Below are 15,048 nucleotides of genomic sequence, written 5' to 3' on the forward strand. Positions count from 1 at the left end.
TCCAAGGAGTGGTGGGAAGCCGCGCCACCCAAATGCATGTAGCCAGGTAGGATAGGTTTACCTTCAAACCCGCCGGGAGTGGCTTGTTGAAAAAGCCCTGGAGCTTTCAAGTGACCTGCGTTGCCGTGCTGGTGCTGTCTGGCGACTCGCCTGCCGCCAGCCCGGGTAACGCTGCCGGAGAAGTGTTCGGATCGACCATGAGGATAGCGGGAAACTCAGGCTCACATTCATTGGTACAGAGCAAATCCAAACCGGACCCGTCGTCCAGTTCGGCGGTGGGAATCCTAATGCCGCCGCGCTCGAGGTCTTTTGACTGGTTTCGTAGAAACCCTGAGCCTCAGATTGCCGGACTTATCCTCAACGGCATGGCGATCCATGATACCCTGGGGGTATGCCTCCCCTCGGCTGAAGGTTCCCTGGTAAACACCTATCGGTTTGTCGACCGCTTTTGCCGATCCGCTCAATATCTGATCGGCGATGTAACGGTTGATAGCCAGATCGGCCTCCACCAAATAGTTCGGCGAGGTCCTCACCAGTTTGTCGACATCATCCACCAACCTGGAGAAGGACGGATTGTTGACAACGTCGGCTAAAGCCGCCTCGACTTGCACCAGGTCCTGATCGGTAGTGAAGGCGATGCAGGTGTAACGCATCTCTTCGGGTGAGACCGGGGCTTCGAAAATTACGGACTCCCGATCCGGCAGGGTGTGGGCTTCGCGGTCTTTCACGTCGTTGACGATTGAGGGCACACTGGTACGAATGACATCGTTGACGACTCCGGCAACGATTTCGACTCGAGCCGCCCGATCTTCGACGGTTGTCAGTTTGTTCAGACCGGCCATTAAATTGTAGTCGCCGGACACGATGTTTATCAAGGCAACTTTCTTGGCCCGGTCGCCGGCACCGAAAAATATGCTGCTGCCGTTATCCTCGACCGAAAGTTCGTCGATCTGCAACTGGAAGCGATCCCTTTGGCGATCCATGTTGGTTTCCCAGGGACGCCTTTGTTTAAGACGGCGATACCGCTTCTTTACGGACTGATCACCGGAGTTGGCGACATTGGAGACGTCGATGGTACGGAAGACCTCATTGGCAGCCCGACGATCCCCAATGTCCAGATAGTTTTCCGACCACTCGGTGCGCAGGTCCATAGCCTGTTTCGGCTTGTCGTTTCGGTCGTAGGTATCGGCCAGACTGATCACTACCCGATCATCCACCCGGATACGGTTGCCCTCGGCAACCTGGCTGTTGTATCGCTGGGCAGCTTTCAGGGCATGGCTCAACTGAAACTCGGATGTGGCGTAACCGCTTCCCTTTAGCCCGGTCTTCTCGGTCAAGGTATACATCATACCCAGGGTCCGGTGATATCGATAGATTTCCGGAAGATCGCCCCGGCGATAGGATTCACCTTTTGCTTCGTACAGCCGGCTCGCTTCAGATTCTGCCAACCAGCGTAGCTCGTCGGTATTGCCCGTCTGAAAGTAGACATCGGAAAGGGAGATTAACACATCGCGATCCAGCTGGTTACCGGTGGCATGGGCCAGTTCCAAATACTGTTGTGCCGCCTCGTACTTCTGCTGTCTGAGTTGGGTTTCGCCAAGCCAGGCAGCCAGTTGATCAAACTGCTGTTGAAGCTCCTCGTCCAACCCGCTTACTCTGCGCGTGATTCCTTCGACGAGAGTTGTATCGACATCAGCGGAGTTGCCTATCCTGAGCATATCCTGCAGCACCGACACCGCCGGGGCCAGCACCGAATCGGAGGCCAACCGGGCAAGCAGTTCTTGTGAAGTCTTGTCAAGCTCCAACGAGGCTTGAAGAGCTCCCTGCGAAAGCGAGGCGACTACAATGCCGAATAGTCGTTTTTTGATGGAAGCGGACCAAGTGGTGTCGGCAAGCTGTTTCAGTGACAGATCCAAGGCGCTAAGGGCATTGCCGTTGTTGAGCATGTCCTCAAGAAACCGGATAATTGCTTCTTTGTCCTGAACCTGTAACAGTGAAACCAGTTGTTCGCGTCGTTCCTGTTGATGGGGTTGCTGGGCTACGGCCATGGCCATGTATGTCAACCCCGCGGTTGAATCGCCCACTTGAAAATACGATTTGGCCAGACTCTCGCTGTAGAAGGGTTGTCCCGCCGGGGCCGACTCTACTGCTTGTTTCAGATAGCGGAAGGCGAGGTCCTGATTGCCCAACTCTTGATAGACTTTGCCGAGATTGTGCAACGCCGCCGAGTAATCGGGCAGCAGCGAAGTTGCGCCGTAGTAAGCATCCATGGCCAGCAGTAGATACTGTCGGTGAAGAGAGTCGGCTTGGGTTGAGTCGGCCAGTTGTTGGTAAGCCAGTCCTGTGAGATGATGGAACCGGGCCTGCCAGGTGGGCTCATTCGATGACTGGGACCGCTCCTTGGCGGTGGCCAATAGTTCCAAAGCACTCCACTCATCACCGCTGGTTAACATGGCAATGACGGAGGTCTGCATTTCATCGAACTCACCGGCTGAGGCCGGGGAAGGCAGAAACAGACAGAGACCGATGACGGCCATAATAAGTCCGGCCAGAGTTCTGGTTCGGCAGTCTGCTGATTGGTCAGTAAGCATCATAGCTCCGTCGCCTACACCGTTATGGGCCGGGTCGGCCATTAATCATGGGCGGATTCGTGTTCTGGACATAGTGTTCTATATAAACCTGGAGGTCCCTGCATGCGGACGGCTTGAACACCGAGACCAGTTCCTCCACCCACGCCTCGCCACAATCATTCACACGAAGGTTACCGTGGAATAAGTAGCAAACCTCACACACTATGTGCTTGTTTTCACCGTCCGGGTACACGGAGCGAAGGTGCATCTTACCCGGTGGCGACTGCGTGAACACGCCCGATGATGCAAACTCGACATTGAATTTCGATCCGGCCTCCAGCCGCATGTCATCCCAGGGTAACAACAAAACGATCAGATTCAGTGAGCTATCGACGTTCAATTGTTGACCCAGGGCCACTTTGGAGAGGAACTCTCCTATTAAGTTCTGTCGGAACGACTCTCGGTTCAGCATGCCGTGCAGGTATGCGATGACAGTATCTCCGAACGCCTCGGGATCGTTGCTCGGGGGCGTGTCGAACTTGCCGTACAATAATTCCAGCTCTTTGGTGGGCACCGGCTTCTTGGCGCCGTTGACGAAGGCATAGAACTCCATTGTGATCTCTTCACCAACGTCGTATGACTGGCCCACCACTTTCACCAGCAGTTGAAAATCCAACGGCGTGGAGTCAACCTGCACGGAGTCGACCTGCACGGAGTCGGCCTGCACGGAATCACTCTGCACTGAGTCGGCCTGCGTGGAATCGGCTGGCGTACTTTCGGTCGACCAGTTGACAAAGCTGAACCGGGTGCTGCACTCGGCGTGGAACTGCTCCAGGATCCGAATGCGCACGGCGGCGGAATCGTGCCAGTGATCGTAGAACGTCACTGATTCGATCACAACTTGCAAGCCAATCTCGGGTAGAGTTTCCTGCGCCCGGCCAACAGTCGGAAGACCTGCGATCAGTATGCTTACAAGAACCACCGCGGCCAATAGGACACCGGAGTATCGTTTTGGAGTCATCTTACTCTCTCCACTCAAGATAGACCACCTTTACCGGAGTATCCTCCTCGATCACTACCGTGTATGGCCCGCTGACAAGACTGTCGTCATCCAGGGACACTGTGATTGTCACAGTGTCATGGGGATTAAGAGTCGGCGTTGGATACAACAGACGTCGTCTTTGCATCATCCTTGCATTCCTTACCACGGTTTCTTCCGGAGTCCTGAGTTCACGCCACCAATCCTGAATATGATCGGTGAGTTCTTCCGCATCGGCTTGTGACACCGCCCATTTCAACTCTCGTTCAGGGCAACCGAGAAAAACTTCCTGGCGACGCAAACCATCGACAGTATGCAATTGGCCATTGACATCGATGGAAAGCGTGGCCACAATCCGTGCCCGCCGCTTATGCAGCGGGAGACTATTATACAGAGGGCCAACGGGAATCAAATGGAGCAGATACAGATCGGGCGAGGTTAACTTGCCGGGTATAGCCAGCCGCACGGTTCGGCAGCGGGACAAGTGAGTGTTCACGGGTGAATAGATATCGGCTCCTTTGACTCTCACTTGAATGTCCTTTGACCGCCATTCCCACCAATTCCACAGGAAAGTCTGTCCTATGACCCCGTCATAAGCGGACAGCGTCATCGGCTCCATGATGGTGACACTGTCGGCTGATCTGACGACTTCGATATCAAATGTCTGATTGCCGGCGCCGGTGCCGTCATACTCAAAGTAGATTGAACTGGTCGACCCCATCAGGACAACGCCCAACACCAGGCCGATAACCAAAACCTCCGTAGCCAGAGGTTTGGACATGAACCGCTCGGTCGCCTCTTCGGTTTGATCCGCCACCGACTTATCGAACGCCTCCTTGAGGATTCGCCAAAACCCCCAGAGCGTCAGGGGCGTTCCGAAGAGTAGACTATGGCGGGCATACGGCTCCAGATGAGTGTTAAACCAGACCAGGGCCAAAACCAGCACCGCGAACAAGAGAACAGAATTCAGAAACCGACGTGCTTTGGCCGACATCGGCTGCTTGGGCGCATCCTTACTCACAACTCTCGGACCCCGCTTTCACAAGACAATGTCTCAGGGACCGGCCGGTGTCATCCGATGTAGAGGCAAAGCTGCCCGGCTAGTTCCCTCCAACAGAAACTACGCCAATCTCTCGGTGGGCCGCAAGCTTTTTGTCGGCTGGACAGAGGCGGTGGGCAGGGTTGGAACTTCAGTCAACACGCCTGGCAGACAACCGACTCGTGCCTGTCTGTTATTCTTTCCAGTTTGCGGCACACCAGATATTGGCCCCAAAATCGTCCCATTTTAGGCGACGATTATTGTCTGGCCCCGAGAAAGGGGAAGTCTGGATTTTTTTTCTTTTACTGTACTGATCAACGAGATTCACTCCGGTCCTGACGCCGCCGCTCGTTTTATAGCTATGAAACAGGAGAGAATGACCGCACCACTCGCCAGGACAGGGTTGTCTTCTCTGTTTCACCTCCTCAAACTGGGCGGATTCATCCCAGAATTGCAGGGCTGCTCCCTCTATCAGGTTGTCGCGCATCGCGGTGGCCAAACGGTAGTAGTAACCCAGAGCGTCATCTACAGTGTTGCCGATTTCAGATGGTAGTTGATTGGAATCAAAGGCATAACCATCGGCCAGACCCAGGTAGACCAGGGCGCCTGCGCCGCCTCGGCCGAAGTGGACATTATTTACAAAATATGGACTGGTATCCGCATGGGAGGCGATCGTCACGGAGGAAAGCCATATATAATAGCCAACATCCGCCACGGTGAGGTCCTTACCGGGGGCGCTGGCGGCAACAGCAGGAGCCGTGAAGAAAGGTTGCAGAACACGTCTTAGTTTTTCCTGCGCCGCGTTGAGGTCTGTGGCTGCGACGGGTGGTCGGCCTTTGACTATAACACGGACACGCCGATTGGCAGGAGACAACCCGGTCTCGCCAAAGGCCTCGGTAATAAGAGCCCTGACTGGTCTGCTCGTTTTACCAGGTTTGCGGTTCAGCCGCCCGCCAGCTATGCGGTTGTCCACCAGGGCGCGCACCGTGCGCCGGAAGGATAAATAGGTACATCGGGGTCCCTTGGGAGCCTTTATCGGCTGCGGCTCTTCGAACATCGCCTGCGACATCGGCAGCCGGAGAATGATGTGCGGCTGGTCCGTTTCCAGGTGGTATAGTAGTGGGGTTGTGTCGCCCTTAAACTGCCATGAATTAGGCGTCGAGCCGTCAAGCCATTTCATATTTCCCGAAATCTCGATCAACACTTGCGGCTGGTTGGCGCCGGTCTCGCCCGGTTCCACCGGTACGTACACAACACCGTGGGCAGGTATCTCTCTTTCCAGCCGGATGCTGTCGTCGGCCAAGTTGCGCACCTTGATCTTTTGTTTTGGAAAATACACCGAGCAGTTCTTGACTTTCTTGCCGGAAGCAAGAGTCTGCAGCCAGGTACGGGTAAAACGAACCGGTTGGTAACGACGAGCATTCGGCCAGTCAATCAGGATGGCATCGACTACCGCATGCGAGAGGTTGGCGTCAAGGAGATTGTTCCTAAGCTCACGATAGACATGGCGGGCTGGGATAATGCCGTTCATTGAATGGGCAGCCCAAAGGCGGCCTATCCCGGGAGACGCATCGTCGAATAAGTGGGACTTGCGGTCGCTCGCCGGTTGCGATCTGGCCATTGTAATATACAGATCAAAGGACCCATCGGCGGCCATCTTAATCGTGGGCATGTCAAGCCGGATGATATCATCTTGCGTGGCGTCGGCGCCCAGTCTCAGGATGTGCGGGTAAAGCCCTTGTAGAAACCAGGCGACGGCGTGTTTTGGCCAATTCGACGAGCCTGGAAGAACAGCCACGGGAGAATTGGGACCCTTTATTTTTTTGCGCGTTGATAATGGAGGGTTGGCAACAGTGTTGTAGAGGAAGTTCTCAGAGAGTATTACCGGACTATACCAGGCAATATTCGGCACCTCCTGTAGAGAGGCACCCTGCTCATCAAGTCCTTTCTTGACATCCGGCAGTTGGTCTATGACCCGGAGAGTACCTTCGAGAATACCATTTGTTTGCCAACTGTTGTATGTCGCTGTGGTCAGGTCTACATCCGACCAGTCCGGCAGATTGGCAGCCATTGCAGCCTTCGCCAGAAACCTCGTTTCACCTGGAAAGAGGGGACGAAGTTGTGGCGCTGGTGCAGTTGGGTCTATCACAGTCCCACTGATTTTCATCGATTGCAGCGGGACCCCTTCCTGGTCCGCGGGCGGGACAGTCGTATCTTCGACTATGATCGATCCCGGATCGATTCGATCTCGGTCCGCTGCGGAAAACATGAACCTCAAAAAATCTCTCATGGTATTACCACCTCATTCGAATCATCACTGTCAGCAAGACGTGAAGCACCCAGACTGCGAACCCGATACTTGTGTGTCCCTGTTGCGGCTGTTGTGTCGGTGAAAGATTCCACATCAGGCTCAATTACGGCCAACCGATCATATCGATAGCCGTCACTCAGTTTTCGTCGGATTTCGAGCGACCGATAAACATCCTCATTTTTCCAACTAACGACGACGGCCGCCGATGTGGTGTCGTAGGTTGCTGTCACGTTGCTCGGTCCGGTAAGATCACCCAAAGCCCTGGCCGGGAGGTCATCGGATGGACTGCCGAGGATATCGCGGTGAGCGTTACCGCTGGGATCGGCGGGATCAAGAGCGCTCCGCACGGCCGTCAACCGGTAATGGAATATGACCCCGGGCGTCACGTTCTGGATGCTTACCGTGTATCGACCCTGAGCATCCGGGCCGCTGCCGGGGGGCAGGGTGCCCAGATGAGTTGCCGGTTGGTCGAGACCTCGGCGCGCCTCGATCTCGAATCTGACACCGTCAACAGGACCGGCCTGGGTCCAGGTAAGTTGGATCGTCCGCTCGGTTTGTCCGTCCGGAGGGGCGGCCGAGAGTAGATTCGGCTGCGGCGGTCGTCGAACATCGGGCACCCGCACCGGGCCGATCAAGTCGGACCAATGGCCGGGTGTGCCTGAAATGTCTACGGCCCGGATTCGATATAACACTCTTGTCGGTGAGCGTCCGGGTATTCGGTCACGATACTTGTTTAGATACACTTCGTTGCTGCGCATGTCAAACGCGCCGGGTTGAGCCGCGGCCAGTGTGCGAAGGTCAGAATCGGACATGTCAACATGGGCGCCGGTGATGGCTCCTTCCATCGCCCGCCACACTTCGTAGTGTGAAACGCCGCCGACAGCATCCCAGGTGAGTTCGAATTCTGCATCTTCGGCGTAGACCGCCGCCGATGACGCCCAGGTTATGATTGACGGATCAAAGGGAGCGATGGTCGGTGCCACGGGCGGGTCGGTAGAACGTACCGAGATGGCCGCCACGGCAGCGTTGCTTTCGTTGCCGGTGAGGGCCGTCAAGCTGGTATCTGTGGCCGGCAGGTTAGGACTGTAGATATAACCGGCGCCATCCGCCGCCGTTACATGAAGCTCCAGCAGTCCGGCTCTAAACCCGGCCGGGGGTTGCAGATCGACGCCGACAGTATGACCGGGGTAGACGATTACCGGAGATTCCTCCAGATGAGCAACCGGATCGGAAGTTGCTCGCCATGTCGACAGGACTACCAGGCGTTGATCCTGGGCGGATGGTTCTGGAATCCGCCAGCGGTTCGGGCCTGTGGGCACGGCCTCGAATGACGAACGCAGCAGATGGAAATAAAGAGAAACCGGTTCCCCATCAGGCAAGTTGTCGGCGGTCAAGGTCGTCAGTTCGACGACCAAAGGTGACAGGTTGTGAACGGTCGAGACCTTGGCAGGAATCGAGGGCCGTCGTGCATGTCGCGCCACGCGCGTCAGCGCCGTCGCTGGACCGGAGGTGTAGATGACACCAGATGACGGTGTACTGGGCGTTCCACCTGATGACTTGTAAACCGTGATAGTGGCCGGGGAGCCGACAGTATGCGTCTTAATCGAATATCCGCCTCCCGGTGTGACAAGCGGTACTCCCACATATTGATCGGCCGTGCCGGGCAGATCGGCCACGGTCAAGTCCGCGGTGAGACCGTCGATATCGGCCACCGACTCAATGCTCACAGCAACGGCCGACTTGGGAATCCATGAGGTGCTGATTCGGAATTCGGTCGCATCGGGACCGTTGAAATCTTCTCTGGCATGCCACAGAACGTCCAGGTCGGTTTGCACGGTCGGGTTTGTCGAGTTGAAAGTCAGTTGGCTGTCCGACACCAAAGCGACCGACGGTATCGCCGGCGCCATATCATCGAAATGCCGCACCGACGTTTGAGCAGCTCCGGTCGATTTTACGCCCAGGATATTGACGCCGCGCACTCGGTATACATAGTGTCCTTCGTGCGGTGGCCAGGGCATACCGGGACGATCGAGATATTGAGGTACAGTGTCCGAATGCATGGTCAGTTCACCCGGCTCCAGTTCGGTAAAAGCGGCATCCGGGGGCAGCGCCGGTGCGGTCGGCTGCGCCGCCGTCGATCGACCGTGATGGAAACGAGAGAGTTCGTAGAGGACAGCTTCGTGGTGAAGCAGGCGCTCGGGATGAGGCGCCTCCGACCAGGCCAAGCCGGTATACAATGTCGGGCACTTTACTATCATCTGTTCGGTAGGTTTGGGATTGCCATCCGGGTCTTGAGGCGCCATCTCAGCCGGAAAAGCCCAGTAGTCAAAAGAGGCGAAGGCCGGATGTTCAATCAAGCCGGGGCGGCGGTCGGCCTGGGCGTTGGGTGGTGGCGCCACGTAGCAGGGCAGATTGGTCTTAGCCGGGTCGCTCAGAGCCGTGCCTTGGGTAGTGGCCCATTGAGCCTCCACCTGATAGGTTATCTCGCCCTGCAAGTCCACGACGTCATCGGCGCCGAGTCCGAGAAGCACCGCATACTCAAACCGTAAGGCCAGCGCCAAAAGGAAATGCCAGGCGCGGGTGGTGTAATAGTGAGTGACCGCCGCGGAATCACTTCCGGCCAGCAGATTGGCCAACGGTGGAGGATCATTCTGTTGCCAGTAGTTCCAGGCCAGACCGGCGTCTTCTTCGTGAGGATGACCGAGGTGATCGGCGACGATTGAGGTGAGTGGTATTCTCTCGGTGAGCGGTGTGGAAGGATCAACCAACCGGATTAAGGGGAGCAGGAATTCGAGATTGTCCTGCTCAATAGTGGTAAAGTACGGACCCGCGGCGGGACGCCGGGCTTCGGCGTCAGTCTGGAAGTTGCTCCAGGAATTGGTGCTGGGAAGAGTGAACGGACTGCCGTTATTGAGATGCCTCTGGTGTTGGCCATCGACGAGGCGACTGACCAGCCAGCCCTTTAGAGGATAGTGAAGATCGAATCGTGCTCCCCAACGCACACCATACACATGCGTGCTGTCGTCCAATCCCGGTCCGGCATTGCGTCGGCAGGCAATGATATCGATATCACTTGGCGCCACCAGAGTCGGGGGAATCTGAACCTGGGCGGCATTAAAGATACCTGGGCTCATAGCATCACCTCATATTCCACTTCTTCGGCGGCCGTGTCCCCGGCCACCGCATAGGTTTGACCGACACTGCCGATATCTCTGAGCCAGGTCGCTTTAAGCGCCAGCGGCTGTTTCGGCCACGAGTCTCCATCGTGATGCACGACAATCACCCGAGTCTGATCGACATTGGCGATCAAGCGGGTGTTGTTATTATCCAGAGTGACGGTCAGTCGGAGAACGGCATCAAGCGGTTCGGGAGCTTCGATAAGCAGCCCCAGGACCCGATCTTGTGCGATGTTTAAGATGGGGGTGATCTTTGACCGATCGACGTAATTTATCGTGCGAAGCCCGATCCGCCGACAGACGGTATCAAAATCTCCGGCTGTAGCGGCGTCGTCCAGTGTGACATGGGGGATATCGGTGCTCAGGCCACTTGACAACAACTGGGTGAAAGTTTCGAAGGCTGAAGTGGTGAAGCTCCACTCAAATAGCGGGACATCGATGGCATCGTTGCTGACCAACTGCGCGATGTATTGACTGTTTGGCGTCAAGGCGGCATCTACTGAGGCCAGATCGATATCGGCTGTATTGTATCCAATTGAGAAATCCGGTACACCTTCGATGCAGCCGCGTGTTACATTTTCACGATAGACTCTTTCCCACCAGAGTTCCGACAGTCTTTGGGTAACCTCGCCTTCAGATGAGACCACCAGCAATAACACGTTACCTTCGGCATCGCGAATGACATTACCCTGTCCGTCGAGCAGTCGCAAGCGAAGTTGAGCACCCACCGATGTATACAAGAAGGGCACGTAGGCTTCGTGAAAGACAACTTCAAGATCATAGCCGGTGTAGACCGGCCGATTGCCGTTGGATGGATACACTTTCTGCACGTAGTTGATCAGGGCATTGACATATAATGGCGGGCCACTGGTGCGGAACCGGCGTGATTCGACCACCGGTGAGCCGAGCTGTGAATCAACGCTGTTCCCGGGACCCTTGAGTTGCGGCGTATGACTCACTCTTAGTTCATACAACTGGTTGGGCTGAAGAATCTGGGCTTCAGGCGGAACTGTCCACTCTTCATGGGTGGTCAATGTACCGCCGCTCTGGGTGCCGGTGACCCACTGCGACGGGCCGTGGCCCGGTTTGTAGCAAATTCTGGTAAACGTCTTGCCCTTTTCAGGTTTTATTACAATCGATCCCTGCTCATCCTGCTCGGCCGGTTTGGTTTCGGTCGGGCTATCATCGGTGTCGTCAGGGTCGCTGTCATCCGCGCCCGGTGTTTGATCATCGGGGTCGGTTGGTTTTTCATCCGGTGGGTCCTTGTCGGTTGACTGGGCGGAAGGTTTCTCTTTGTCCCATGATCCGCAGTCTTCCCCCCGACGCCGCCGACAGTGACACATCCATACCCACACCAGAAGCAACAAGGCAACCAGCAGCAGTATGGGAAGCAGTACGTGCGGTGGAAGGATACTCGGTATGGGGCGCAGCAACATCAGTAAGGCCAGTACAATTGCCACGGCGGCAGCGAATACCAAGCGGCAGGCGGGTATGCGGCAAAGTCGTTTCCACCACCATCCATCCGGCCTGGCGCCGTTTCCATCATCCGGCTTTGTCACCACCTCGGGGTCCTTCACCGGCCCCGGAGGAATAATAGTCAGCACATCGCCCTCACCCAGCGTTACGCCGCCCTCGTTGTCGCGGCTGTCATCATCGGGGTCACCCACCTCCCAGTGATACAGGGACCCGTCCGGGAGCCAACCATAACCGGGCTCAAGATCGTCCAACGGAAAACAGACAACAGTGTCTTCCGGCTCATCACAGTAATCAATATCGAGTGGTTCGACAAAGCTGCTGCTCGAAGTTCCATCGTGGCCGAACCGTTTCGAGGAGAGCAGGCGCAAGACGGTATTATAATGAGGTGTCTCCCGAGCCCAGGTTCCCCAGAGAGCGATGTTTTCGTCGGCGCCGCCGGGGTCTCGTATAAGCTCCACGTCGTTGAGTACATACCTGGCCGAGTAGTTTGAGCGCTGGCCGATAGTGACAAAACCGTCGTCGGAAAGCGCAACAGCTTCGTTAAAGTCACCGGTGTCATCTTTCATAGACCGGGCGAAATCCAGACTGATCGCACTGTGCGGCTTTATGGTAGGAGTCCCGCCGGCTATCCTGACCAGGCCGGTGTCCAGAGTGACCTGGGAGTTTTCATCCGGTCGGGCCGTGCCGGTAAGATCGGGGGTCCAATGACGCGGTGTTGCCGCCCAGTTGACCAGGGGTGATTCCAGTTGGGGCGGATTCGGTCTTTTCCATTTGAAAGTATGGCTTTTGCAGACATCCCATAACAGGGCAGAAAAACAAGCCCTGGCCCGCAGCCTCACCTCCGTGGGTCGGAAAACGTTCGCTCCCAGATATCCACCCAGTCTGATGCCGACTGAAACGCCTTTGTAACCGGCGCCTATTCGACCTGCAAGTTTAAGCGATCCCTCCCACTGCGATGGGTTCCAGTGGAGTCCCATCTTGCCTTTCGCCGAACCGCGTGCTTCGATCCAGAATCCTTTCCTGGAGTATCGTTCACCGACTTCGACTTTTATCCCGGTCAAGACACCGTCCTCGTCAAGCCTGAACCAGAATCCGGCGCTGAACAACCAGGTGTTGTTAACCTCCAGTACCTGGGCGGAGACGCGCTTACCGTCACTGTTTTCGCCGATCATCAGAAACCAGCCAGGAACACCACTGAAGCTGAAGAAAGCCCGCGCGGCACCGGTTACCTGGAAGAGATGCGGCATTCCCCAGTAGGCCACGATGTCGATGCTTAGTGTGGATTGTCCGGAAGCGTAGACAAGCAGGGCATCCAGGTTTCCCTCACTGGAGGTTGAGAGGTCCGGTTTTGTTTTGAGGAAATTGGCGCGACACTGGAGCAGCAGGGTGATGTCGGGGAAGGCAATTACCAACAGCCCTTTTACATTAAGCGAAAAGCCTTTATCGGCTGTGCCGATGACAATTCCGACACCCATCGCATTTTGCCCTTCGTTCATAGCCCACTTGGACATGTGAGTTATGCCGATAGGGGGTCTGGTGAAAACCTCGTAATAACGTTCATCGGCCGCCAGCCCGGTGTTGATCTGCAGCGCCATGTTGGCGGTGATAAGCCCCTGGAAACCGTAGATAGACAAACCAGTCTGGGCAATGGGAATACCGGTGGGGAGGAGACGGGCGTCTGCGAAAAGATAAAGGAAGGCGAAATCGTCAGCTTGATTGTAACCGATGATGATACCGACATCGATGGCCATATCGAGAGCGTAGAGTTCGAGGGCGCCCTGGCCGCGGAACTCAATAACGCCGGCTTCATTCTTGAAGGCGACTTCGATGCCGGCAGAAAAGGCACCGGCCACGGCAAACTGGACACCGATGCCTTCAAAACTAACCGATGGGTTGCCGCCCGCTGACGGGTCCCACTCAATGGTAAGCCCTTCAACCGATGCCCCGGCCGGTACGCCTTCGACAAGATTCACTTCGGCCGACAGAGCGATCAGCAGGCTCGTTTGGCTTGACTCGCCGCGAGCAAAACGGAATTTGGCGATGGTCAGTCGAACAAAATACCACTGCACTACAAGCGGGCTTGCGAAAGTGATTCCGGCGCCTTCGGGAAGCAATAACTCACCGTTTGAATTGATGCCGATTTCGTCGAAGGTGATTTCGGGCCAGGTGGCGCCATCAAGCAGTATCTTCAACCCACCGGACATGTAAATCTCATAGATGCCGCCATTACGAGCCACGCGCGCCGAGTTGATGGCGAAATCCGCAACGTTGGGATAACCAATAGTCACCAAAGAGGCGGCGCCACCGCCGGCTTCCGGCGGCTGTACAGCCGACAAAGCGGCCGAAAAGTTTCCATTGGCGTTGAATGAAACGTCGAGACCGATCCACTTTTCGTTGCCGCCTTCGTCAAAGGTGTCGAGGTGAATATCAACAGCCAGGGCCGCCTCAATCAACGCATTCTGGACAATGTCCAGCCCGAATCTTTTGAAGCGCAGCGGATATCCAAGGAATCTGCCGGAAACAGGATTGGCCAGGTCGGCCGAAAGCACCTCGCACTTGCCGGTAAAGCCGGTACTGCCGATGGCGGCATTGGCTATGGCGATCTGAAGGTCGGCGCCGGGATCGGTGTTCAGGTACTCGGCGGGAATGGTCACGGCGAGCAACTCTATGGCAACACCCTGAAAATCCTCGTGATCGACCAGGAACTCAGGGAGATCGAATATGCCGAACACTGGCCGAATGTCCTGAGCCTCGACAATGATGCCGGTTCCGCAGAGGTAGGCAGGGTCCAGGCTCGGCCCGGTGGCGTTTTCGATTGTGATCCCGTCGGGTGAGAAGCCAACATCACCGGTAATGGTAACTTCGGCCGGTCCATTACTGTTGACATCTTTCAAGACGCTTTCGTCAAACCTGAGACCAAAGGTGAGATCATCGAGGGTTATCGAAAAGTCCGGGCCGATCACCATTATCGCCGCGACAGTCGACCACTCCGTTCCGGCCGAGGCGAGGACCAACGAGAACAGATCGCAGCCGGGAATTCTCAGTTCGAGTGCACCCTCCCAGGCTAATCGTATCTCGATGACGAGGTTGTCTCCGTCGTCCGAAAGTACCGCCTCGGTGTAATACAGGTTGTCGAAGACAGCAGCAAGTTGATCCAGCGGGAGATAATCAGAAAGCGGGAAATCTGCTTGTTCGATTATCTCAGAAAGCGGGATAAGAGCCCGTTTATCCAGTGAATATGCCACAACAACTCCGGGCTCGGCGCCCTTGGCGATTAATTCGATCGACTAGTTTTTATAGAGACTCAACAGCCTGATGATTGAGCAAAAAATGTCGCACTGCGCCAGCCGTTACCATCAGGTACCTTTTGCCATGATCCACTCAACACCACTTCTGTGGGGGGTGGACAAAGTATCGGCTCCTCTGGCCTGATACGC

At 56.0% G+C, this 15,048-nt stretch carries 6 protein-coding genes; all 6 read right to left on the reverse strand.

Annotated elements, in window-relative coordinates; translation table 11 throughout:
- Window positions 1-284 precede the first annotated feature (284 nt).
- Entirely contained in the window at window positions 285-2,594 is a 2,310-nt protein-coding gene (locus OEV49_14710; protein ID MDH3892326.1) for a hypothetical protein, read from the reverse strand.
- Window positions 2,595-2,613: 19 nt separating this feature from the next.
- On the reverse strand, window positions 2,614-3,591 hold the full coding sequence (locus OEV49_14715) for a hypothetical protein (GenBank protein MDH3892327.1): 978 nt from the start codon (window positions 3,589-3,591) through the stop codon (window positions 2,614-2,616).
- Window position 3,592: 1 nt separating this feature from the next.
- Window positions 3,593-4,630, reverse strand: a complete 1,038-nt coding sequence (locus tag OEV49_14720; protein ID MDH3892328.1) for a hypothetical protein — start codon at window positions 4,628-4,630, stop codon at window positions 3,593-3,595.
- A gap of 211 nt (window positions 4,631-4,841) precedes the next feature.
- On the reverse strand, window positions 4,842-6,938 hold the full coding sequence (locus tag OEV49_14725; GenBank protein ID MDH3892329.1) for a hypothetical protein: 2,097 nt from the start codon (window positions 6,936-6,938) through the stop codon (window positions 4,842-4,844).
- Window positions 6,935-10,093: a hypothetical protein gene (locus OEV49_14730; GenBank protein ID MDH3892330.1), complete on the reverse strand. Its 3,159-nt coding sequence runs from the start codon at window positions 10,091-10,093 to the stop codon at window positions 6,935-6,937. The genes OEV49_14725 and OEV49_14730 overlap by 4 nt, the downstream gene beginning before the upstream one ends.
- Window positions 10,090-14,856: a hypothetical protein gene (locus tag OEV49_14735; protein ID MDH3892331.1), complete on the reverse strand. Its 4,767-nt coding sequence runs from the start codon at window positions 14,854-14,856 to the stop codon at window positions 10,090-10,092. Before OEV49_14735 ends, OEV49_14730 begins: the two co-directional genes overlap by 4 nt.
- Window positions 14,857-15,048 lie beyond the last annotated feature (192 nt).

Source organism: Candidatus Zixiibacteriota bacterium (assembly GCA_029860345.1).
Classification (GTDB): domain Bacteria; phylum Zixibacteria; class MSB-5A5; order GN15; family FEB-12; genus JAJRTA01.